General features: G+C 61.4%; 19 protein-coding genes. 9 read left to right on the forward strand and 10 right to left on the reverse strand.

Annotation, left to right across the window (positions count from 1 at the left end):
- Positions 1-332 precede the first annotated feature (332 nt).
- The 4 genes from BLW69_RS04975 (at position 333) to queF (ending at position 4705) form a co-directional block, all read left to right on the forward strand.
- Positions 333-2522 carry an anthranilate synthase gene (locus BLW69_RS04975; RefSeq protein WP_092660308.1) on the forward strand — a complete coding sequence of 730 codons (2190 nt, stop codon included), beginning with the start codon at positions 333-335 and terminating at the stop codon, positions 2520-2522.
- Positions 2522-3046: a GNAT family N-acetyltransferase gene (locus BLW69_RS04980; RefSeq protein ID WP_092660309.1), complete on the forward strand. Its 525-nt coding sequence runs from the start codon at positions 2522-2524 to the stop codon at positions 3044-3046. The genes BLW69_RS04975 and BLW69_RS04980 overlap by 1 nt, the downstream gene beginning before the upstream one ends.
- A 266-nt stretch (positions 3047-3312) precedes the next feature.
- A complete protein-coding gene (locus BLW69_RS04985; protein WP_280136603.1) occupies positions 3313-4239 on the forward strand; it encodes a cation diffusion facilitator family transporter in 927 nt (308 codons plus the stop codon).
- A 1-nt stretch (position 4240) separates the two neighbouring features.
- Positions 4241-4705 (forward strand): preQ(1) synthase, encoded by a 465-nt coding sequence (gene queF / locus BLW69_RS04990; protein ID WP_062455655.1) that lies wholly within the window; start codon positions 4241-4243, stop codon positions 4703-4705.
- Between the two features lie 77 nt (positions 4706-4782).
- On the opposite strand, the gene BLW69_RS04995 is transcribed toward queF, so the two are convergent.
- Together BLW69_RS04995 and BLW69_RS05000 are read right to left on the reverse strand one after the other, a co-directional pair.
- A complete protein-coding gene (locus BLW69_RS04995) occupies positions 4783-5640 on the reverse strand; it encodes a DUF2076 domain-containing protein (RefSeq protein ID WP_092660311.1) in 858 nt (285 codons plus the stop codon).
- 160 nt (positions 5641-5800) lie between these two features.
- Positions 5801-6397 carry a HupE/UreJ family protein gene (locus tag BLW69_RS05000; protein WP_092660313.1) on the reverse strand — a complete coding sequence of 199 codons (597 nt, stop codon included), beginning with the start codon at positions 6395-6397 and terminating at the stop codon, positions 5801-5803.
- Between the two features lie 216 nt (positions 6398-6613).
- On the opposite strand from BLW69_RS05000, the gene BLW69_RS05005 reads away from it, so the two are divergent.
- Entirely contained in the window at positions 6614-7201 is a 588-nt protein-coding gene (locus BLW69_RS05005) for an ATP-dependent Clp protease proteolytic subunit (RefSeq protein ID WP_062457904.1), read from the forward strand.
- Between the two features lie 141 nt (positions 7202-7342).
- Here BLW69_RS05005 and BLW69_RS05010 read toward each other — a convergent pair whose 3' ends face one another.
- Positions 7343-10042 carry a bifunctional diguanylate cyclase/phosphodiesterase gene (locus BLW69_RS05010; protein WP_162759464.1) on the reverse strand — a complete coding sequence of 900 codons (2700 nt, stop codon included), beginning with the start codon at positions 10040-10042 and terminating at the stop codon, positions 7343-7345.
- A 241-nt stretch (positions 10043-10283) separates the two neighbouring features.
- On the opposite strand from BLW69_RS05010, the gene BLW69_RS05015 reads away from it, so the two are divergent.
- The gene (locus BLW69_RS05015; protein ID WP_062457907.1) at positions 10284-11471 is read left to right on the forward strand and encodes a benzoate/H(+) symporter BenE family transporter; all 1188 of its coding nucleotides are present in this window, start codon (positions 10284-10286) and stop codon (positions 11469-11471) included.
- A gap of 365 nt (positions 11472-11836) precedes the next feature.
- A complete protein-coding gene (gene leuA / locus BLW69_RS05020) occupies positions 11837-13564 on the forward strand; it encodes a 2-isopropylmalate synthase (RefSeq protein ID WP_092660317.1) in 1728 nt (575 codons plus the stop codon).
- Positions 13565-13667: 103 nt separating this feature from the next.
- Here the strand turns inward: leuA and BLW69_RS05025 are convergent, their stop codons facing one another.
- From BLW69_RS05025 to BLW69_RS05035, 3 genes are all read right to left on the reverse strand, one after another.
- Positions 13668-14507: an anti-sigma factor family protein gene (locus BLW69_RS05025; RefSeq protein WP_062455670.1), complete on the reverse strand. Its 840-nt coding sequence runs from the start codon at positions 14505-14507 to the stop codon at positions 13668-13670.
- Entirely contained in the window at positions 14504-15004 is a 501-nt protein-coding gene (locus tag BLW69_RS05030; protein ID WP_062582897.1) for an RNA polymerase sigma factor, read from the reverse strand. Before BLW69_RS05030 ends, BLW69_RS05025 begins: the two co-directional genes overlap by 4 nt.
- 98 nt (positions 15005-15102) lie before the next feature.
- Positions 15103-16062 (reverse strand): metallophosphoesterase family protein, encoded by a 960-nt coding sequence (locus BLW69_RS05035; RefSeq protein ID WP_092661063.1) that lies wholly within the window; start codon positions 16060-16062, stop codon positions 15103-15105.
- A gap of 78 nt (positions 16063-16140) precedes the next feature.
- Here BLW69_RS05035 and BLW69_RS05040 point away from each other — a divergent pair, with 78 nt between their 5' ends.
- Positions 16141-16629 carry an NUDIX domain-containing protein gene (locus BLW69_RS05040; RefSeq protein ID WP_092660318.1) on the forward strand — a complete coding sequence of 163 codons (489 nt, stop codon included), beginning with the start codon at positions 16141-16143 and terminating at the stop codon, positions 16627-16629.
- Positions 16630-16644: 15 nt separating this feature from the next.
- Here the strand turns inward: BLW69_RS05040 and BLW69_RS05045 are convergent, their stop codons facing one another.
- Positions 16645-17616, reverse strand: coding sequence for a glutathione S-transferase family protein (locus tag BLW69_RS05045; RefSeq protein ID WP_092660320.1), 972 nt, complete (start codon positions 17614-17616; stop codon positions 16645-16647).
- A 330-nt stretch (positions 17617-17946) separates the two neighbouring features.
- On the opposite strand from BLW69_RS05045, the gene BLW69_RS05050 reads away from it, so the two are divergent.
- On the forward strand, positions 17947-18450 hold the full coding sequence (locus BLW69_RS05050; protein ID WP_062455683.1) for a GNAT family N-acetyltransferase: 504 nt from the start codon (positions 17947-17949) through the stop codon (positions 18448-18450).
- 30 nt (positions 18451-18480) lie between these two features.
- Here BLW69_RS05050 and BLW69_RS05055 read toward each other — a convergent pair whose 3' ends face one another.
- From BLW69_RS05055 to BLW69_RS05065, 3 genes are read right to left on the reverse strand one after another with little or no spacing between them, the layout of a single operon-like run.
- A complete protein-coding gene (locus BLW69_RS05055) occupies positions 18481-18894 on the reverse strand; it encodes a GNAT family N-acetyltransferase (RefSeq protein ID WP_092660322.1) in 414 nt (137 codons plus the stop codon).
- A 35-nt stretch (positions 18895-18929) separates the two neighbouring features.
- Positions 18930-19349: a GNAT family N-acetyltransferase gene (locus tag BLW69_RS05060; protein WP_092660324.1), complete on the reverse strand. Its 420-nt coding sequence runs from the start codon at positions 19347-19349 to the stop codon at positions 18930-18932.
- Positions 19349-21415: a hypothetical protein gene (locus BLW69_RS05065; RefSeq protein ID WP_092660327.1), complete on the reverse strand. Its 2067-nt coding sequence runs from the start codon at positions 21413-21415 to the stop codon at positions 19349-19351. Before BLW69_RS05065 ends, BLW69_RS05060 begins: the two co-directional genes overlap by 1 nt.
- Between the last annotated feature and the right edge of the window lie 3 nt (positions 21416-21418).

The following is a 21418-nucleotide window of genomic DNA, read 5'->3' on the forward strand; positions in this document are numbered from 1 at the left end:
CCAGCGAAGTGCTTAAAGCGAGAAGGCATAGAGTATGCTTCATCCTTCGGTCGTCCTTTCCCATGTTTCGGAGACGCAACGCGGATGACCCTGTTTTGGTCGCATTGTGGCCAAATAAATCCACTTGCGCGTTTGCCGGAGCCGCGCTAACAATTCGCTCCATGATGATTTCGATGAGCAACAACGGTAACTGGTGGTGGGCACGCTGACGCGGCCTTGACCAGTCATGTCCATCGACAAGACTATGAACAAGCCGCCCGATCACCGAGGCGGCTTTTTTGTTGGCCGCTTCTGAGACCCGGGCAGATCAACAGGGATTTCAAGAGGCAGACATGGCGACGATCATTCACGACGACGGGTCCGAGACCTACGAGACCAAGGGCGGAATCAGCGTCAGCCGAGCCCGCAGGCCGGCCGAATATGCAACCGCGATCTCGTCTTATGTCGACCGGCTGGACGAGCGCCGCGGCGCGGTGTTTTCCTCGAACTACGAATATCCGGGCCGCTATACCCGCTGGGATACGGCGATTGCCGATCCGCCGCTTGGCATTACCTGCAACGGGCGGGCGATGTGGATCGAGGCCTATAACGGTCGCGGCGAAGTGCTTCTGTCGTTTATCGCCGACAAGCTTGCGACGATTTCCGACCTGACGCTCGGCGAGCGGACCGACCGCCGTCTGGATCTGACCGTCAACCAGCCGTCCCGCGTGTTTACCGAGGAAGAGCGCTCAAAGATGCCGACGGTGTTTACCGCGCTGAGAGCCGTCGTCGATCTCTTCCATTCGGATGCGGATTCGGCGATCGGTCTGTTCGGGGCGTTCGGCTACGATCTTGCGTTCCAGTTCGATGCGATCAAGCTTTCGATGCAGCGTCCGGAAGACCAGCGCGACATGGTTCTCTATCTCCCCGACGAAATTCTGGTCGTCGACCACCATGCGGCAAAGGCTTGGGTCGATCGCTACGACTTTGCCAAGGACGGCGTGACGACGGAAGGCAAGGCGCAGGATATCGCGCCCGAGCCGTTCCTGCGCACCACGGTGACGCCGCCGAAGGGCGACCACAAGCCGGGGGAATACGCGAGCCTCGTTACCCGCGCCAAGGAAAGCTTTCGCCGCGGCGATCTGTTCGAAGTGGTTCCGGGCCAGAAGTTCATGGAGCGCTGCGACAGCAATCCGTCGCAGATTTCCAACCGGCTGAAGGCGATCAACCCGTCGCCCTATTCGTTCTTCATCAATCTCGGCAACCAGGAATATCTGATCGGCGCATCGCCCGAAATGTTCGTGCGGGTGTCCGGCCGTCGCATCGAGACCTGCCCGATTTCGGGCACGATCAAGCGCGGAGAGGATGCGATTTCCGACTCGGAACAGATCCTCAAGCTGCTCAATTCCAAGAAGGACGAATCCGAGCTCACCATGTGCTCCGACGTCGATCGTAACGACAAGTCGCGCGTCTGCGAGCCGGGTTCGGTCAAGGTGATCGGCCGCCGTCAGATCGAGATGTATTCGCGTCTCATCCACACGGTCGACCATATCGAGGGACGGCTGCGTCCGGATATGGATGCGTTCGACGGCTTCCTGAGCCACGCCTGGGCGGTGACCGTGACCGGTGCGCCGAAACTGTGGGCGATGCGGTTTGTCGAGGCCAACGAAAAGAGCCCGCGCGCCTGGTATGGCGGCGCGATCGGCATGGTCGGCTTCAACGGCGACATGAATACGGGGCTGACGCTTCGCACAATCCGCGTCAAGGACGGCATTGCCGAAGTGCGTGCCGGTGCGACGCTGCTCAACGATTCGGATCCGCATGAGGAAGAGGCCGAGACCGAGCTGAAGGCATCGGCGATGATTTCGGCGATCCGCGATGCGCGCGCCGGCAACACGGCCAAGGCTTCGCGTGACGTCGCCAAGGTGGGCCAGGGGGTGAAGATCCTGCTGGTCGACCACGAAGACAGTTTCGTCCACACGCTTGCCAACTACTTCCGCCAGACGGGAGCGACGGTCTCGACCGTTCGCTCGCCGGTGCCGGAAGAGGTGTTTACCCGGATCGATCCGGATCTCGTCGTCCTGTCGCCGGGGCCGGGCAATCCGAAGGATTTCGACTGCAAGGCGACGATCAAGGCGGCGCGGGCAAAAGACCTGCCGATCTTTGGCGTGTGCCTTGGCCTGCAGGCGCTGGCCGAAGCCTATGGCGGCGAGTTGCGGCAGCTGGCGCTGCCGATGCACGGCAAGCCTTCGCGGATCCGGGTTCTGGAGCCGGGCATCGTGTTTTCGGGGCTGGCGAAGGATGTCACCGTCGGGCGCTATCACTCGATCTTTGCCGATCCGTCGACGCTGCCCTCCGATTTCATCATCACCGCCGAAAGCGAGGATGGCACGATCATGGGGATCGAACACGCCAGCGAGCCGATCGCCGCGGTGCAGTTCCACCCGGAATCGATCATGACGCTGGGCGGCGATGCCGGCATGCGGATGATCGAGAACGTGGTGGCAAACCTTTCGAGAAAGCGCGCGACAAAGGCGGCCTGATGGACGATGCCGACACGGTGGGTGGCGCTGACGGCGTCACCATCGAACCGCTCCGGGACGAGCATATCGAGGGCTTTCACAAGGCGCTCGATATCGTCTGCCGGGAGCGGCGCTACATGGTGTTTCTGCGTGCCCCGCCGATCGACGAGATGCGGGATTTCGTGCGCGAGAGCGTGGCTGCTGGCAATCCGCACATCGTCGCGGTCGCTGACGGTGAGGTCGTCGGCTGGTGCGATATCCGAAGGCTGGAGCGCGATGTGCATGCTCATCGCGGCCTGCTCGGCATGGGCATCATTCCCGGGTTTCGCGATAGAGGCTTGGGCCGTCGGCTGATCGTTAACGCGGTCGAGGCCGCCAACCGGTCCGGCATTCACCGCGTCGAACTCGACGTGCATGCGGACAATCACCGGGCGATCGCGCTTTACCGGAAGGTGGGATTTCAGGTGGAGGGCGTGGCGCGCGATGCGTTGAAGATCGACGGATGCTACCTGGACAGCGTGCGGATGGCGCTAATCTTTACCTGACGCCTGGTCTCTGACGCCCGATGCCCGCCTGCGACGATGCCCCGTTGTTGATAACGTCTGACGACGAGCATACCCGGCGACTGGACGCGCAAGACCGGCTTTGACAAACCGCGAGGCTTGCGCCATACAGCCGGCCATTATTCGAAACCGCCGCTGCGAGACGCTCTCGCCGCGGCGGTTTCGTCGTTTTGGGCATAGCTTCCTGCAAATCGCTTGCAGATGCAGGAGGATGATTAGTGAAGACGGGTATGGGCGATATGGACAGAGTGGCAAAGGACGACAAAAAGGTCGAGAGACTGGCGATGTGGGGCATCCCGATCTCGATCGGCGTGCTGTTCCTCAAACTTGCTGCGTGGTGGGTAACCGGCTCGGTGGCGCTGCTGTCGGACGGTCTGGAATCACTGGTCAACGTGGCGGCGGCATTTATTGCCTATTTCGTCATCCGCTATGCGCAACGGCCGGCAGACGATGACCACCACTTCGGCCATCACAAGGCGGAATACATATCCGCCGTGGCGGAAGGCGCGTTGATCGTGCTGGCGGCGATCCTGATCATTCAGGAAGCCTGGGGCGCTCTGGGCGCCCCGAGCATGCCGGAGACGCCATGGCTCGGGCTTGCCATCAACGCTACGGCAGGCGGGATCAATGCGGTCTGGGCGACCGTGCTGATCAGGGTCGGACGGTCGCACCGGTCTCCGGCGCTTCTGGCAGACGGCCAGCACATCATGTCGGATGTGGTGACGTCAGCCGGCGTATTCGTCGGTCTGGTGCTCGCGGTTCTGACGGGTTACCTCATCCTTGATCCGCTGCTTGCGATCTTCGTCGCCTTCAACATTCTCTGGCAGGGTTACAAGGTCATCACCCACTCGCTGGGCGGGCTGATGGACAAGGCGCTGCAGCCGGAGGAGGAAGCGGCGGTGCGTGCGGCGATCACCGCCCATTGCGACGGGGTTCTCGATGTGCACGATCTGAAGACGCGACGGGCGGGATCGGCTGCGTTTATCGATTTCCACCTAGTGGTGCCATCGCGAATGTCGGTCGGCGAAGCTCACGAAATTTGCGACCGCTTGGAAGATGCGATCAAGGAGGCTATTCCCGGTGCCACCCTGGCCATCCATGTGGAGCCGGAAAGCGAACACGCGCATGGCAAGCGTGTTGCCATTGAAAGCCATGCGAATCTGAAGGGAATTTAAAATGACGATGACGGATGTCAGCGGACTGTCGCAGCTCGGCAATCAGGTCGAGGCCCCAACGAGCCCCGAGACGGCGGTCCTGGAGAAGGTGCCGAACGGTAACCAGGGCACAGATTACGTGGTACGCTTCACGGCGCCGGAATTCACATCGCTTTGCCCGATGACCGGCCAGCCGGATTTTGCCCATATCGTGATCGACTATATTCCCGACGGGTTTCTGGTCGAATCAAAGTCGCTGAAGCTGTTCCTGCATGCGTTCCGCAACCACGGCGCCTTTCATGAGGACTGCTCGGTCTATATCGGCAAGCGGATCGTTGACCTGCTTAATCCGAAATGGTTGCGGATCGGCGCTTATTGGTATCCGCGCGGCGGCATTCCGATCGACGTGTTCTGGCAGACCGGCGAAGCGCCAAAGGGTGTGTGGTTGCCGGACCAGGGCGTGGCGACCTATCGGGGACGTGGGTAAGATTTATTGGCAATTAGCCCGGCACGCACCGGGCTAATTGCGACACTCAACCCGTTCGGGGAGATGGCCATTCTGCCTCAGACATTCATGTTGTCGTCGCCGCCGAAATCGCCGCCGCCGAAGTCGGACTGATCGTCGTTGCCGAAATCGGCCTGTTGCCAGCCGCCGTCATTGCCACCGGGATCGGGTGTTGCGTCGTTGCCGTTATCTGCGCCCGTATTGGAGGCCTCACGGATTGCGTCGTCGCCGATATAGGTGTTGTTGATGACGGTTTCCTCGGTTGGGCCGCCTGTGAACGGATTGGCTTCGGCTGCGGGATTGCCCAAGCCGAGGCCTGACATGTGGTTGCCGAACAGGCCCGAAAGCGAGTTGGCAAGCAGCATGCCGCCCGCCACGCCGGCGGCCGTGCCAAGTGCGCCGCGCAGAAAACCGCCGCCAGCAGATGGTGCCTGGCCCTGCTGATAGCCTTGTGCCCCCTGCATCTGTGATGACCAGGGACCTGATGGGGCCGGTGCAGCGCGATAACCGTCGTCGTTGCCGCGGTATGGCTGCTGATATCCCGGTCGCGCACCCCAGGGGCCGGATGGCTGCTGGCCGGCCTGTTGGGACGGCATTTGCGGTGCCGGAGGGCGAGGCGCCTGGCCGGAGCCGAAGATCGAGCTCAGGAAACCGCCGCCCTGTTCGTCGCGCCTGATGTCGCTTTCGCCGGCCTGAAGCTGCTTGACCTGTTCTTCGAGCTCGCGGATGCGGGCGGATGCGGCCTCAAGGCCCTTCTCCTGAACGATCACCGCCTGGGCGAGGTAATAGGCGGAATAGGGCTGCTGGCGGGTCGCGTCATCGATCAATGCCTCCGCATCACGGTCGCGCGGGGTGGTCGAGGCTGTTTTCACGCGATCGAACAATGCGGTCAGAAGCTGGCGTTCTTCCGGTGACATGGTCTCACTCCTTGTGGACGTCCCAAGCGGCCGTCATCTGACAAGGAGTTAGTCGGCATTTTCGGGATTTCAAACCCGCTGCCGGGTTAAATCTTGTTCATGTAGAACATGCGCCGCCTGACACTATGATTCAGGCGGCGCAGCCTATCTTGTTGTAATATCAGCCGAATGCGAGCGTCAGGCCGAGCACTGCGGTTGCTGCGCCGAGGATGCGGGTTACAGCTGGCGCAAAGCGCGCGATACCGAGGCCGAGCGCGATGCCGGCTGCGTGAAGAAGAGCTGTCGCGATGACAAAGCCGAGGCCGAACTGAAGCGCACCGGCACTGCCGAGTTCGCCGCCATGGGCATGGCCGTGGAACAGCGCAAAAACGCCGACGATTGCAGCGCTGGCGGCTGTCGGAAGCTTGGCGGCGGTGGCGACCAGAAGACCGAGTGCGATGACCGAGGCGAGGATCGCCGGTTCAACGAAAGGCAGATCGAGACCGGAGACCGCGAGCACGAAGCCGAGCGCCATGGTGCCGACGAATGCGGCAGGCACGGACCAGATGGCCTTGCCGCCGATCTGTGCTGCCCAGAGGCCGACGGCGAGCATGGCAAGCACGTGGTCGAGGCCGAAGATCGGATGCGAAATGCCGGCCATGAACGAGCCATGCGCTTCAGGATCGAGATGGGCAAAGGCGGGAGCGGCAGCTACGACGACTGCGCCCGTTGCGAGCGAAATATGCTTCAGGGCGGTTTGGAAAGGTCTGGTCAACATTTTGATCCCCGATGAAATACATGATGCGTGAAGCGTAAAACGATAGGCAAGAGCAGTCACCGCGTCCATTGCCAATTGTAACGATCCGGCGATGCGGACTACGTCATTCACCTTAGTCGTTGGAAGCTTGCCATGTTCAGGCCGGGGTGCATTGTTTTGTGACCGCGAACACATTATGTCCCGTATATGAATTTCATGCAGGAGACTTTGACCGTGCTGAACGACGAAGACGACACAGAAGACAAGACGAAGGAACTGCCGCTCGGTAAGGAAACGGAGGCGAATCTTTTCAAGTCGCGTTCGATCTTCATCTACGGAGCGATCACCCAGGAACTGGCGCAGAAGGTCAACACGCAGCTCGTGGCACTTGCCGCAGCCAGCGACGAAGACATCCGCATCTACGTGAATTCCCCGGGCGGCCATGTCGAGTCGGGTGATTCGATTCATGACATGGTCAAGTTCATCAAGCCGAAGGTCTGGATGATCGGCACTGGCTGGGTCGCTTCTGCAGGCGCCCTGATCTATGTGTCGGTTCCGAAGGAACGCCGCATCGCGCTGCCGAACACCCGCTTCCTGCTTCATCAACCATCTGGCGGTACGCGCGGCATGGTCTCCGACATCGAGATCCAGGCCCGTGAAATCATCAAGATGAACGAACGCCTGAACAAGATCATGGCAGAAGCAACCGGCCAGCCGATCGAAAAGATCGCAGCCGATACGGACCGCGACTACTGGCTGTCGGCACAGGAAGCCGTGGCCTATGGTCTCGCATCCAAGATCGTGACGTCGCAGAGCGAAATCTGATCCAGACGTCGTTCTGACAAATCAAAATCCCTCGTCGGCTTCAGGCCGGCGGGGGGTTTTGCGTTTGAGGGCAATCGTTTCAGGCGCGGGTAGGGGCCGAGAGGTCCGGATGACCCGAACCCTTTCGACCACCGCGCGATATCAGGCGAGCTTGCGGGTGGGTACGGCGGTTGCCGGGACGCGGCCCTGCTGCCAGTGGGCGGCAAAATCCATGAACGCATCGGGCGACATCGGTTCCGCGAAGGCATAACCCTGCAGCACCTGGCAACCAAGGCCACGCAGGATATCCATATGGGCTTCCGTTTCGACGCCCTCGGCGACGATCTCGATCCCTTGCGAACGGCCGATCTCGATGATCGAAGCCACAAGCCGGTGCTGGGGACCTGACGCCTGAAGCGGAGAAATCAGCTGCCGGTCGATCTTCAGCCGCTTGGGGCCGAGTTCCAGCAGACTGACGATCGAAGCGTGTCCGGAGCCGAAATCATCCAGCTCGATATCGATACCCAAATCCTTCAGCGTGCCGATGATCTTGCGCAGGCCGCGGTCGTTTCCTTCAAACGAGATCGATTCCAGAAGTTCGAATGCAATGCTGCCCGGCGCAAACGACAGGTGCGACAGCTGCTCCAAAAGGTTTTCGTCCTTCAGGCGCTGGGCTGAGACATTGACAGAGACCCTTGGGACGGCAAGCCCGCGGGCACGCCAGCGGGTGGCCTGGAACAGCGCTTTTTCGAGGATGAGCGCGTCGATCTCACCGGAGCGATGAAGACCTTCGGCAATATCGAGAAACGCTTCGGGCGCGAGCAGGCCGCGGGTCGGGTGGACCCATCGGGCCAGCGCCTCGACACCGACGATATCGAGGGTGACGGCATCGAACTGCGGCTGGAAGAAGGGAACGATCTGGTCGTTCTCGATTGCCGCGAGAAGCTCGTCGGACGTGCGTTTTACCTGGATCGCAGTCAGAAGCAGGGACTCTGAAAACACCTCGGCGCGGTTACGGCCGCGTTTCTTGGCCTCGTACAGTGCGACGTCGGCATTGATCAGCAACTGGCGCGGTTCTTCGCACGCAAGCGTCTGCATGGCGATGCCGGCGCTGCAGCCGACATGGCATTCCTGGCCGTCGATCGTCATCGGTTTGGCGATCGCCTTGACGATCGAGCGGCCGAGATGTTTTGCCCGCTCTTCCGGGGCCGGGCCGCTGGTGACGACCACGAATTCGTCGCCGCCGATCCGCGAGACGAATTCGTCATGGCCGATCAGTTCCAGGAGCCGGGCCGTCGTCTGGCGCAGGACCTCGTCGCCGGCCGCGTGGCCGAGCGTGTCGTTGACTTCCTTGAAGCGGTCGAGATCGAAATGGATAAAAGCCAGGCGGTGACTGTGCGTCGTCGCGTTCGAGGCTTCCATGAACTGGTCGAGAAAGCGCCGGTTGGGAAGGCCGGTCAGGGCGTCGTGCAAAGACTGGTGCTGCAACGTGCGGCGTGTTGCGCGCAACCGCTCGTTCTGTTCTTCCGCGCGGGCGCGCTCTTCCCGCAGTTCGATCTGCAGATTGACGTCATCAGTGACATCCCAATTGGCGCCAACGACGCGTTCGACGCCTCCCGATGTTTTGTAGGCCTTCCCGTGCGCGCGGATGTGACGGATCTCGCCCGAAGGTCGGACTATCCGGAACTGGGTAATATAGGGCTCGGTGGCACCGATGACCTCGTTCAGCCGATTTTCAGCCGTCTCGATATCGTCGGGATGGACGGTCGAACGCCAGTCCTCGTAGGTGAAGATGTCCTTGCCCGGAGGCGCAGAATACAGGTCCTTGAGCCGCTCGTCCCAGAAAAGGCGGTCTGTGGCGCCCTCGTATTCCCAGACGCCTATCTGCGACGCTTCGAGCGCCAGCGTCAACCGGTGGTGAATGGTCTCGAACTGCTCCTCCCGGTGTTGTAGATCGACGATGTGGCGATTGCGCTGCCTCATCAAGATCCCCACCCAGATCATGGGGGCGACGATGCAGAGTGCGATCAGCGTCGCGTAGGCATAAAGCCAACCGATATCCGGCGGGGTCGTCTTCCAGCCGGCTTTCGGGACTGCTGCGAGATACCAGGTGTCGTATCCGAGCTCGATGCGGGCACGAACCGCATCGGCGGAGAAGATCGCCGGGTCACCGGTAAAGACGTCCTTCGCAACCGGTGCCGGCCGCCTGGAGATCGCGATGCTGAGGGGTTGCCGTTCGGTATCGAGGTCGATGTCGCGGAACAGGCGCTCCACGTCGATCACGCTCGAGACGATGCCCCAGAAATGTCCGTTGGCTTGCGAGAAAACCGGGTAGCGGGCCAGCAGTCCCAGTCCGCCCTGAGCGAGTTCGACAGGTCCGGCGATCGTGGTGGACCGGCGCTTGATCGCCTCCATGACGGACACTGACCGTTTGGGGTCGGCCGTGTAGTCTCGTCCGACGAGCTGCTTGTTCTGGTCGTAAGGGTAGACGTACCGGATCACAAGATCGGGCGCCACGGCGACGTTCTTCAGCTGCGAGGGAACAGCGAAAACTCGCTCCGAGAGCGCCGCAAATTGCGTTTGCGTGATGGATGGGTTTGCAGCGATCGCGGCAACGAGACCCTGGACCAGATTGACGTTGCCGCGAATATTGGTTTCAAGGCTTGATGACACGCGCGCCAGTTGTTCCGACGCGACGAGCCGCTGCTGCGCCATGTATTGGGCGCGCTCTTCCAGATCGGCCCGGACAATTCCGAAAATGACCGCGGCGACCATAATGAAGGCGGGCAAATACCAGCCGAACCGGTAGAATCGCCATCCCCGGCTTCGGCCGGGCTTTATCATGGAGGAAGAGAAGAGCATGCAATGTTCCAACAGGTCTCCCGCCAACATTTCAGACAAGGCTTAATTTAGTCTGAGATGGAACGGCGCCGGACGGGTCGTCGAGCCGAAATACTGGTCTCCACTCCAATATTTTTGAGAAATTCGACCCTTTATACATGACTGAAAATCGGAAAAAATCAGTCGGCCTGGTCATCTCTTGGGCTTGTCTCGCGGCGGCGGGTCGTGCTCCATGCACCCTTCACCGCGTCGGGTTCTCATCATGTTCAAAGACTTCTCTTTTTCCGCCCTGACGATGGGGATGCTGACCGCGTTTGTCGGTTTCGTCAGTTCGTTTGCCGTGATCATCCAGGGTTTGCAGGCAATGGGCGCCAATAGCGATCAGGTCGCCTCCGCGCTCCTGGCGCTTTCCCTGGCGCTCGGCATTCTTGCCGTGAGTTTCTCGGCCGCTCTCAAGATGCCGATCAGCATTGCATGGTCGACGCCTGGTGCCGCTCTTCTCTCGGGGATCGGGATGATCGAGGGCGGATTTCCCGCAGCCGTCGGCGCCTTCGTCATCTGTGGCGGGCTGATCATGCTGTCGGGCCTGTTCCAGCCGCTCGGGCGCGCGATCCGGATGATCCCGGGGCCGCTTGCCAATGCGATGCTGGCCGGTATCCTGCTCGGCCTGTGTCTTGCTCCCGTGAAGGCGGTGGCGTTCGACCCGATGCTGGGACTGCCGATCGTGCTGACCTGGGCGGTCGTCGTGTCGCGCTGGCGGCTTCTGGCCGTGCCGGCCTCGCTTGCGGCGATGATGCTGGTGCTGATCTTCGGCGTCGACCTGCCGGCAGATACGCTGAGCCAGATCGGCGCTGCGATCCATCCGCAATTCGTGTTCGTCGAGCCGGTCTTCACCTGGCACGGCGCGATTTCCGTGGCGGTGCCACTGTTTATCGTCACCATGGCGTCGCAGAACATTCCCGGCATCGCGATCCTCAAGGCGCACGGATACGAGCCGCATCCCGGACCGATGTTCGTGGCAACCGGCGCCCTGTCCTCGCTTGTCGGCGTTTTTGGCGGCGTGCCGGTCAACATGGCGGCGATCACGGCGGCGATGTGTGCCAGTACCGACGCTCATCCGGATCCCGCCCGGCGTTACGTAGCGGCGATCATCGGCGGCTTCAGCTACGCGGCGCTGGGGCTGGTGGCCGGCGGCATTATCGCCTTCGTATCGCTCGCGCCGCCGATCCTGTTGCAGGCCGTCGCCGGGCTCGGGCTGATCGGCGCGTTCTCGAACGCGGCATACGCCGCCTACCACAATCCCGCTACCCGCGAGGCTGCGGCCATCACCTTTATGGTCACCGCTTCCGGAATCGCCTTCGCCGGGATCTCAGGGGCGTTCTGGGGTCTGCTGGCCGGTGGCGTGATGATGGGTTTGCAGAAGGCTCTCAGACGCGAAAGATTGCCTTGAGAGGGAACCGCGGCCGTCGTTGCAACATCAAATGCCGTTCGAAAGTGCACTTGCACGTTCTCTGCCCGCCCGCTATAGATTCTCCCATGACCATGACAGGTGCGATCATGTCCGACCGTTTGCCGACCCGCAGCTTCGCTGCCGGGGCGACGGTTTTCGCGCCTCTCTCGCTTCTTAGCCTCGACCTTACACTCGGTTGCCGGGTCCGTTGAGGAGCGCCCGGCGGCCGAAAGCCCGCCGGCGTAAGAGCTCCTCGCAAGATTTACCGATATAGCTGAGACAGACCTTAAGAGGTCGCCATCCTCACCAAGCAGGCCCCAAAAGTGCGGCGCGCGGCGGATGGATAGGACGAGGACTTGAAGACCATGGACGCCAAGAATTCCAACGTGACTACTGCCAACAAGGCTAAGGGTATGGCCGACGCGGCGGTGAAATACCGTGCCTATCCCGCCATCAACATTCCCGACCGGACCTGGCCGTCGAAGGTGATCGACAAGGCGCCGATCTGGTGCTCGGTGGACCTGCGTGACGGCAACCAGTCGCTGGTCAACCCGATGGGCCACGACCGCAAGGCCCGCATGTTCAAGCTGCTCTTGGATATGGGCTTCAAGGAAATCGAGATCGGTTTCCCGTCGGCTTCGCAGACCGATTTCGACTTTGCCCGCTGGTGCATCGAAGAGGGTGGCGTTCCCGACGATGTGTCGATGCAGGTGCTGGTTCAGTGCCGGCCGGAACTGATCACCCGCACGTTCGAATCGCTGGAAGGCGCCAAGCATCCGATCATCCACTTCTACAACTCGACATCGGAACTGCAGCGCCGTGTGGTGTTCGGCAAGGATGTCCGCGGCATCAAGCAGATCGCCGTCGACGCGGCGAAGATGATCACCGACATGGCTGCCAAGGCCGGCGGCGATTACCGGTTCGAATATTCGCCGGAAAGCTTTACCGGCACCGAGCTGGAAGTGGCGTTGGAGATATGCAATGCTGTTATCGAGGTGGTAAAGCCGACCGCTGACAACAAGCTGATCCTGAACCTGCCCTCGACCGTCGAGATGGCGACGCCCAACATCTATGCCGACCAGATCGAATGGATGTGCCGCAATATCGACTCTAGAGAAAACGTCATCATCTCGCTTCACCCGCATAACGACCGCGGCACTGGTATCGCCGCGACCGAGCTTGGGCTGATGGCTGGCGCCGATCGCGTCGAAGGCACGCTGTTCGGCAATGGCGAGCGCACCGGCAATGTCGATGTGGTGACGCTGGCGCTCAACATGTACACGCAGGGCGTTGATCCTGGGCTGGACTGCACCGATATCGAGCGCATCAAGGACGTCTACGAATATTCCAACGAAATGGTCATTCCCGAGCGCCATCCTTACGTCGGCGAACTGGTCTATACGGCGTTTTCCGGCTCGCACCAGGATGCGATCAACAAGGGCATGAAGGCAATCAAGACCGCCAACCATCCGGTGTGGGAAGTGCCTTACCTGCCGATCGACCCGCGCGACGTCGGCCGGTCCTACGAGGCGATCATCCGCATCAACTCGCAATCGGGCAAGGGCGGCATCGCCTATATCCTGCAGCAGGATTACGGCATCAACCTGCCGCGCAATCTGCAGGTGGAGTTCCGCGAGGACATCCAGCGGATTACTGACGAGGAAGGCAAGGAAGTCGCTTCCAAGCGCATCCATGAGCGCTTTATCGAGCGCTATGTGGACCAGCCTTCAGCACGGCTGAGATTCGTCGATCACCAGACGTTCCCGGCCGGGATGGAGCACAAGGGCATCCGCGTCGTTTCCGCCGAGATCACCGATGGTGGTGAGACGAAGACGATCGAAGGCCGCGGCACGGGCCCGATCGACGGGTTCATCAACGCGCTGTCGGCCTATCTCGGGATCGAGTTGTCGGTGAATGAGTATTCGGAACACTCGCTGCAGCATGGCTCGAACGCCTCGGCGATCGCCTATGTCGAGGTTGAGCATCCGGGTGGCAAGCTGTTTGGCGCCGGCATCAACAACAACATCGTGACGGCCTCGCTCGACGCGATCGTGTCTGCTGCCAACCGGGTGTTGGAAGAACGCGGCCAGTAGTAGGATTCTGTAAGGCATTAGAAGACAGAAGCCGCATCGCCAGCCGATGCGGTTTTTTGTTGGGATCAGATCGGGCGGATGGGCTTCGATGCAGGCCGGAGGCTCAGATCAGTCCCGCGGCCTTGGCGGCGATCTCGTCGAGATCGGCGGCGGAGGAGGGGCCGACGACGACATAGGTCGCGAGCGGCGTGCTCCAGGACACAAGACCCGTATCGGCGCGGATGTCCTCTACCGGTTTGTTGGTGTCCGGACGGGTCTTGGAGAAGGTGATCGCGATGATCTCTCCCTCATCGCCGCGGCGGTAGAGGAGGAGGCCCGAGGGGCGGTTGTCGGCGGTGAAAAGCCGTGCGCCGGCGAAGGTCAGCCCGCTTTGCGACAGGTCCGGAATGCGAAAGGCGATGCCGGTGCCTGTGGTCAGCCATGCGAGGATATCGCCGGGCCTGTCGGCACCGATTTCCACCAGACGATCGGGCAAGCGGGTATAGAGCCGGTAATGGGCGACGACGTCGTCAAGCCAGTCCCGCGAATCGAGCTGCACTTCCGAGCCGCCGAGACGGGTCGATCCCGGCTGCGTGCCGAGCGCATAGCCGATGCCGCCGCCGAGGCAGAGACTGAGAATGCATGCGACAAGCGCCTGCGTTCTGCTTGGCTTGAACGAGAGTGACTGGCGCTTTTTGTCATCAGGCAGCCTGATCGCGCGGCGCGGCAGCGGTGCGTTCTTGATGGTGCGGACGAGTTCGAGCGGCAATGGTTCCTTCATGGCATCGTCGAAGACGCGCCGGCCGTAATCCGTGCCGCGTTTCAGGTTGTCATGCAGGGCCCGCGCCTGCGGCTCGTTGACCAGAAGCGCTTCGATCTCCTGCCGTTCGTGTTCGTTGGCTTCGCCATCCAGGAAGGCCGAAATGCGCTGTTCGAGCGCGGACGAGGAAGCACTGGCTTTCATGCGCGGCGCTCCGATGCTTCCGGCGCGATTTCCGACAGTCTGAGCCGTGCAGAACACAGGCGTTCGGCGAAGGCCTGTTCCGGAATGCCGAGGATAGCAGCCGCCTCGCCATAGGCGAATGCCTCGACGTCCACGAGAAGGAAGACACTGGCGAGGCCTGAGGGCAGGGACAGCAGGATCTGATCCGATGTGGCCATCGTGGAAATTTCGGTAGCCGATACGACGCCCTGTGCCTTCGGGGTGGAGGACGGCTGGGTCTTGCGGCGCTTCTTGATCTCGTCGGACCAGGCTGTGCGCATCAGGCTGAACAGCCAGCTTTCGATGCGGCCTTCGCCCTTCCAGTGATGGCTTTTCTGGATTGCACGCGAACAGACTTCGCGCACCAGCCTGTCGGCATCCTCGGCGGTGCCTGCAAGCGTTAACGCGAAACGACGAAGCCTCGGCAGCAAGGCTACGAGGTCACGGCGAATGTCCATGGTCTGGGTCGGATTGTTCATGCGGAAACAAGCTTAACGGGGCTATGCGTTATGATTACGGCCATCTCGTTAAGCTATGAATCGAATGTGATGCATTTGCAACAGGCGACGCAATTAATCTACAAGATTTCGACGGTCTCGGGCTGGATCGCCGGCATAGGCATCGGTTGATCGCCATAAAAGACGTGGCTGCTGTCCAGCGCAATGCCGTCACCTGCCTGTGTCAGCCCGTAGCGTTCGCAAACCAGGTTCCAGTTGCCAGGTTCGCCCGACAGCGAAAACAGGTTGTAGGAAGCAGGTGGCTTGTGGCCGCCCGGACCCTGCGAGGCGGACGCGATACCGACGACCGGCACGGGCCGGTTATGGGTCTTGAGTTCGTAGACGGTGTTAAGATGCGTATGGCCGTGCAGCACCAGTTCGGCGCCGCCGGTCGAGATGGCCGCAGCAAATCGACGGATGCCGATCATACGCTTGTGCGATGACGCCGCGCCGTGGATCGGCGGGTGGTGAATCATCACCACGCGGAACAGTCCGCGTTCGCCGGCTTTCTTAAGAAGGTTCACTGTTTCGCGCGCCTGGCGCGGGCTGAAATAGCCGGATGCGGAAAACGGCGGCGTCGCGTTGGATGTGGAGCAGCCGATGATGGCGATCGGGCCACGCTCCCGGTAGGTCGGGAAGATGTGATCGTCCTTCGGCCATTCGCCCGGATCGTCGTCGCTTTTCACGAAGGGATACCAAGCGGCAACCGACTTGTCGTGAGCGCCCGGCACATAGGCGTCGTGATTGCCCGGCACGACGGTCGTATCGGCGGGTTCGCCGATCGTATCGAGCCATTCGCGGGCCAGCCGGGTTTCGATCTTTGTCGCCAAATTGACCAGATCGCCTGTGATGAGCAACTGGTTCGGCTCTCGGTCCTTCATGTCGCTCAACAGCAGATCCAGCGTGTTGACGAGAAGATGCTTTCGGCGGGTGCGGTGCCAATTGACGAAACCGGTGATGCGTTTTGACAGAAGCTCGCGCATCGTCAGCCGCGGAAGGGGCCCCAGGTGGATATCGGAAATATGCGCGAACTTGAACATGGCGAAGACATAACGCATGAGAGAGCAATTGGTACCGAATTTATCGCCGCTCCCGAAGTTATGAAGTGGAACGCCTGAATGGTTGAGCAGGGCATTCCCGAAGTTACCGGCGGCCGGGCCCGCATTCTCGTCTGGCTGATGCACAAGGCGTTCATCGTCACACGAGGCATGACGATGGGTGTGCGGGCCGCCTGTTTCGACGAGGAGGGCCGGATTTTCCTGGTGCGCCACACCTATGTGCCGGGATGGTATATGCCCGGCGGCGGCATGGAACGCGGCGAAACCGCGCTTCAGGCGCTGCACAAGGAACTGCGGGAAGAGGGCAATCTGGAAGTCCTGGGAGTGCCGGAGCTGTTCCACGTCTACCTGAACCGCAACGCCTCGAAGCGCGACCACGTGCTGTTCTACAAGGTCAACGTCAACCAGACGGCGCCGCGCGCCGCGGATTACGAAATTGCGGAAAGCGGCTTCTTTGCCCTCGACGCGCTACCGCCTGAGGTCACCCAGGCGACAGCGCGCCGATTGCAGGAGCTTTCGGGAAAGATCGAGAAGGGGGAGTACTGGTGAGAGTTACCCGCTTTCCTACCCCCGCCCATGCGGTGCGTCGAGATCGAGCTCTGGTCCTGTGGGGACGATGCCGGTCGGATTTATGGTTTTGTGGCTCTCGTAGTAGTGGTGCTTGATGTGGAGGAGATTGCAGGTCTCGGCCACGCCCTCGTGCTGGTAGAGATCGCGCAGATAGGCTGAGAGGTTCGGGTAGTCGGCGATGCGGCGGATGTTGCATTTGAAGTGGCCGACATAGACCGGATCGAAGCGGATGAGTGTGGTGAACAGCCGCCAGTCGGCTTCGGTCAGCTTGTCTCCGAGCAGGTAGCGGCTTTTCGAGAGACGGGTCTCGAGACTGTCGAGCGTTTCGAACAGCTTTGAGACGGCCTCTTCATAGGCGTCTTGCGTGGTGGCGAAGCCGGCCTTGTAGACGCCGTTGTTGACGGTGTCGTAGACGACTGCGTTGATCGCGTCGATCTCAGTGCGCAGATCTTCAGGGTAGAAATCGACATCGGAGCCGGTGATGCCGTCGAAGGCGCTGTTCATCATGCGGATGATTTCGGCGCTTTCATTGGAGACAATGGTGTTCTGCTGCTTGTCCCAGAGGACAGGCACGGTGACGCGGCCGGAATAGGCGGGATCGGCTTTCAGATAGACCTGGTAGAGAAAGTCGGAGCCGAACAGGTCGTCGCCGGTTGCGCCATCGCGTTTGCGGAATTCCCAGCCGTTTTCCAGCATCAGGTAATCGACGACGGAGACCGAGATCAGATCCTGCAGCTTCTTGAGGTTGCGGAAGATCAGCGTGCGGTGCGCCCAGGGGCAGGCGAGCGAGACATAGAGATGGTAGCGCCCTGCCTCGGCCTTGAAGCCGGATTCGCCCGACGGTCCGGAGGACCCGTCAGCCGTTACCCAATTGCGGAACTGTGATTCGGAACGCTTGAAATGACCCTTGCTGGCCTTGGTGTCGTACCAGACGTCGTGCCACTTGCCGTCTACCAGCATGCCCATAGCAATCTCCTTGGTTGTGCTGCCCATTAGATACGGCAGTGCCAGACAATGACGAGGTGCGATTTGGTAAACGCTGCGTTTTTGGATTGGACGGGTGGAAAATTTTCTGATAGCTCGCTTGTCACGATTGTTCGGGAACAGCCAGAGAATGACCGAAGTGCGGACACTGCGACGACGCTGAAGATCGACCACGACGCCTGAAAACGCGTCGCGATATCGCTCGTCCTGTCTGCTCTCTCCTTACGGCTTCGGTTCTCCATGTCCCTGCATCTTGTTGCGTCGCAATCCTCAACATCCCAGAATTCTTCGTCCGAAAACACCCCCAAGTCCATGGCGAAACACGACCTCGTCTATCTGACCGAGGATGCGTCTCACGATGACATCATCGAGGTGATCAACGAGGAAGCGTTCGGCCCCGGTCGGCATGTGCGCGCTGCGTCCCGCATTCGCGAGCAGGGGCCGCATGACCGGTCGATCTCGTTTGTCTGCGCTGACGATGGCGAGACGATCGCTTCGGTGCGGATGACGCCGGTTCTGGCGGGAAGCGTGAAGGGCCATATGCTGGGCCCGCTGGCGGTCAGGCCGTCGCACAAGAACCTCGGGATTGGCCGCGAACTGGTGCGGATCGCCATCGATGCCGCGCGTCGGCATGGGTCGGAAGCCGTGATCCTGATCGGCGATCCGCCCTATTACATGCCGCTCGGCTTCGAGAAAGTGGCCTATGATGCGCTCGATTTTCCGGGACCGGTCGATCCGGGGCGGGTGCTGGTCGTGCCGCTCAAGGACGGTGTGCATGACGGGCTGAAGGGCGTGATCGGCTGGCGGGAGCTGTGATCCGTCAGGACTTCGCGCCAAGCCGTTGATCTAGAATCGTTTTTCCAGCCACGTTACATCATGTCCGCCGGCGAGGCCTTCGAGCTTGCCGATCGGGTGGTAGCCGAGCTTCAGATACAGCGCGAGTGCTGCCGGGTTCATCGTATCGATATAGGCTCCGATACAGCCGCGCTTCGCCGCCTCCGCTTCGGCCATGGTCATGAGGCGGGCGGCGAGGCCTTTGGCGCGCATCAATTCCGGAATGAACAGCATCGAGATGTAAAGCCAGCCGCGGCCGGTATAGCCGACGAGGCCGCCTGCGATATCGCCGGCCGTATCACGTAGCGGGATTGCCAGTTCGCGGCGGTCGCTCGCGCCGAAGCATTCGATATTGAAGGCTTTCAGCTTGTCGAGGATGATGTCTTCATCCTGCTGCGAGATGCCTTCGACGATTTCCAGATCCATATCCAACCTCTCGAGTTGCGGTCGAGATGGATAGACTAAAGCGCTTTTTGAAGGAAGGTGCGGGTTCTGGTTTCGACGAAGTTTGGAATCTCGCCAAACACTTGGTAGCCGTGGCTCTTGTAGGCTTTGAGGGCGAGTGGGTTGAACGTATCGATCCAGGCGCCCTTGCAGCCGCGGGTGCGGGCTTCATTTTCGGCCTCGGTCAGAAGCTTTGCTGCCATGCCCTTGCCGCGCAGGGTTTCCGGAATGAACAGCAATTGCGTGAAGAGCCAGCCCCAGGACGTGTAACCCGACAGACCGCCGATGACTGTGCCGCTCTCGTCGCGGATCAGCACGGCGAGCAGTTTCCTGTCGGAGGGGCCGACTTCGCCTTCGTTGAAGGCGGTGAGGCCGCCGCTGACGATTGCTAGATCGTCTGGGCTCGGCGCGTCGGTGAGATAAAGCTCGTGCGCCATCAGCGACCCTCGCGCCACCACATTGCCGCCATGGCGAACAACAGCACAGACAGGCCGGCAAAGCCGGCAAACAGTGGCAGCGTGTTGATGCCGCGCAGCACCGTCTCGTCGGTCATGCGGATAACCACGCGGTTGGGATCACTGACACGAACTTCGCCGCGGACCGGCAGGATGTCGGGGATGGTGATGCCGTCGCCCGAGGCGACGCGGGTCACGAGGCCGCGGGTCTTGTCGGCATAGGGCCGCAAGGTTGCCTCGGTGGAGATCATTGCCTTGAACTCGGGCGAGTCGACCGCGCCGACATGAACAAGGGTCTGGAAGTCGCCGTTTCTCACCTCGAACAGGCCGGTTTCATCCATGCGGCTTTCATAGCGGTATTCGCCGGGGCCGGCGGGCGTCATCTGGACGGTTTCGGTGCGGCCGGACGGATAGCGGATCGTTGCGGGGCCGGGGTCGTCGCCGATCGTCTGGCGGGTGGCGGCGAGCGTGCGGCCGACGGAGCGGGCGGTCAGCGCCTCTTCCTCGAGTTCGGGTTCCTTCATCAGCCAGTGAGCGATGCGGCGATAGAGCGCCACATGCGGGCCGCCGCCTTCGAAGCCACGGGCCCAGAGCCAGCCCTGATCCGACAGGAGCATGGCAACGCGGCCTTCGCCCTGACGGTTGAGGACGAGGAGAGGGCGATCGCCATCACCTTCCATCACCGTCTGACCCTGCGGCGGATCGACATCGATGGTGCGGAACCAGCGACCCCAGGCGGGCGGCGTCTGGTTAGAGCCTTCAAGGCCGCGGGTGACCGGGTGCTTGGTGCCGACTTCCGACAGATGCGGGAAGAAGCCGGCATTGTGGACTTCGCCTGTGGGTGCGGCCGGCAGGACCTGTTCGAGCGGCGTCGCGGCAATCGAATCCTCGCCGGCATGTTCCGGGCCTGCCGCGATCAAAAGCGCGCCGCCGTTTTGCACATACTGGGAGATGTAGTCGTAATAGAGGATCGGCAGCACGCCGCGATGCTTGTAGCGATCAAAGATGATCAGATCGAAATCCTTGATCTTCTCGACGAACAGCTCGCGGGTGGGAAAGGCGATCAGCGACAACTCGTTGATCGGCGTGCCGTCCTGCTTTTCCGGCGGACGCAGGATGGTGAAATGCACGAGGTCGACGGAGGCGTCGGATTTCAGAAGGTTACGCCAGGCCCGCTCGCCGGCATGCGGTTCGCCGGAGACCAGCAGCACGCGCAGGTTCTGGCGGATGCCATCGATGACATGGACGGCGCGGTTGTTGGCGGTGGTCACTTCTCCGGGGAGCTCGGCGACCGAGAATTCCATGACATTGTTGCCGCCGCGCTGGACGTTGAACGAGAACGGGGTGGTGACGCCGGGCGTTGCCTGCAGCGTTGCGATCTGCTGGCCGTTCATGCGCACGATGACTTCGGCGGGGCCGCCGCCCTGGCGACCGTCGTCGAACACGCGCAGCGTCAGTTCCTGCTCTTCGCCGACAATGCCGAAGCGGGGCGCGCGCAGCACTTCGATGCGGCGATCGAATTCGTTCGGCTGGCCGGTGATCAGCCCGTGGACGGGTGCATTGAAGCCGAGATCCTGGTTGATGCCGGGGAGATCATGGATCTGGCCGTCTGTGAGAAACACGGCACCGCCGACGCGGGCCGGCGGCACGTCCGACATCGCGGAGCGCAGAGCGGTGAACAGCTTCGTCGAGGGTGTGTCGCTGTCTACATCGTCTCCGGCCTCGACGATGCGCGTCTCGATGCGGGGATAGCGGGAGAAGCGGTCGCGCAGTTCCGCCAGAGCCTGATCGGTCTGCTGTTCGCGGCCGGCAGTCTCCTGGCTCTGGGAGCGGTCAACGACGATCGGAACGATGGTGGAGAGCTGCTCCCGGTCTTCCTGGTTGAGCGTCGGGTTGGCAAGCGCCATCAAGAGGGCGGCAAGCGCCAGCGTGCGAAGGGTGGCGCCACGGACGCCGCGCAGTAGCGCGGTGACGGCAAGGACAAGGGCCAGAGCGCCGAGGGCAGCGAGGATAGGCCAGGAAAAGAAGGGGGCGAATTCGATGGTCATCGG

Origin of the sequence: Rhizobium sp. NFR12 (assembly GCF_900108545.1) — a bacterium.
GTDB classification, from domain to species: Bacteria; Pseudomonadota; Alphaproteobacteria; order Rhizobiales; family Rhizobiaceae; genus Neorhizobium; species Neorhizobium soli.

Excerpts from the sequence above, each read along its gene's own strand:
- queF (WP_062455655.1), top strand. The coding sequence starts at position 4,241 with ATGACGATGACGGATGTCAGCGGACTGTCGCAGCTCGGCAATCAGGTC.
- BLW69_RS05035 (WP_092661063.1), bottom strand. The coding sequence starts at position 16,062 with ATGTTCAAGTTCGCGCATATTTCCGATATCCACCTGGGGCCCCTTCCG.
- BLW69_RS05010 (WP_162759464.1), bottom strand. The coding sequence starts at position 10,042 with ATGCTCTTCTCTTCCTCCATGATAAAGCCCGGCCGAAGCCGGGGATGG.
- BLW69_RS05025 (WP_062455670.1), bottom strand. The coding sequence starts at position 14,507 with ATGAAAGCCAGTGCTTCCTCGTCCGCGCTCGAACAGCGCATTTCGGCC.
- BLW69_RS05050 (WP_062455683.1), top strand. The coding sequence starts at position 17,947 with ATGGCGAAACACGACCTCGTCTATCTGACCGAGGATGCGTCTCACGAT.
- BLW69_RS05015 (WP_062457907.1), top strand. The coding sequence starts at position 10,284 with ATGTTCAAAGACTTCTCTTTTTCCGCCCTGACGATGGGGATGCTGACC.
- BLW69_RS05040 (WP_092660318.1), top strand. The coding sequence starts at position 16,141 with ATGGTTGAGCAGGGCATTCCCGAAGTTACCGGCGGCCGGGCCCGCATT.
- BLW69_RS05030 (WP_062582897.1), bottom strand. The coding sequence starts at position 15,004 with ATGAACAATCCGACCCAGACCATGGACATTCGCCGTGACCTCGTAGCC.
- leuA (WP_092660317.1), top strand. The coding sequence starts at position 11,837 with ATGGACGCCAAGAATTCCAACGTGACTACTGCCAACAAGGCTAAGGGT.
- BLW69_RS05060 (WP_092660324.1), bottom strand. The coding sequence starts at position 19,349 with ATGGCGCACGAGCTTTATCTCACCGACGCGCCGAGCCCAGACGATCTA.
- BLW69_RS04980 (WP_092660309.1), top strand. The coding sequence starts at position 2,522 with ATGGACGATGCCGACACGGTGGGTGGCGCTGACGGCGTCACCATCGAA.
- BLW69_RS04975 (WP_092660308.1), top strand. The coding sequence starts at position 333 with ATGGCGACGATCATTCACGACGACGGGTCCGAGACCTACGAGACCAAG.
- BLW69_RS05065 (WP_092660327.1), bottom strand. The coding sequence starts at position 21,415 with ATGACCATCGAATTCGCCCCCTTCTTTTCCTGGCCTATCCTCGCTGCC.
- BLW69_RS04995 (WP_092660311.1), bottom strand. The coding sequence starts at position 5,640 with ATGTCACCGGAAGAACGCCAGCTTCTGACCGCATTGTTCGATCGCGTG.
- BLW69_RS05055 (WP_092660322.1), bottom strand. The coding sequence starts at position 18,894 with ATGGATCTGGAAATCGTCGAAGGCATCTCGCAGCAGGATGAAGACATC.
- BLW69_RS05045 (WP_092660320.1), bottom strand. The coding sequence starts at position 17,616 with ATGGGCATGCTGGTAGACGGCAAGTGGCACGACGTCTGGTACGACACC.
- BLW69_RS05000 (WP_092660313.1), bottom strand. The coding sequence starts at position 6,397 with ATGTTGACCAGACCTTTCCAAACCGCCCTGAAGCATATTTCGCTCGCA.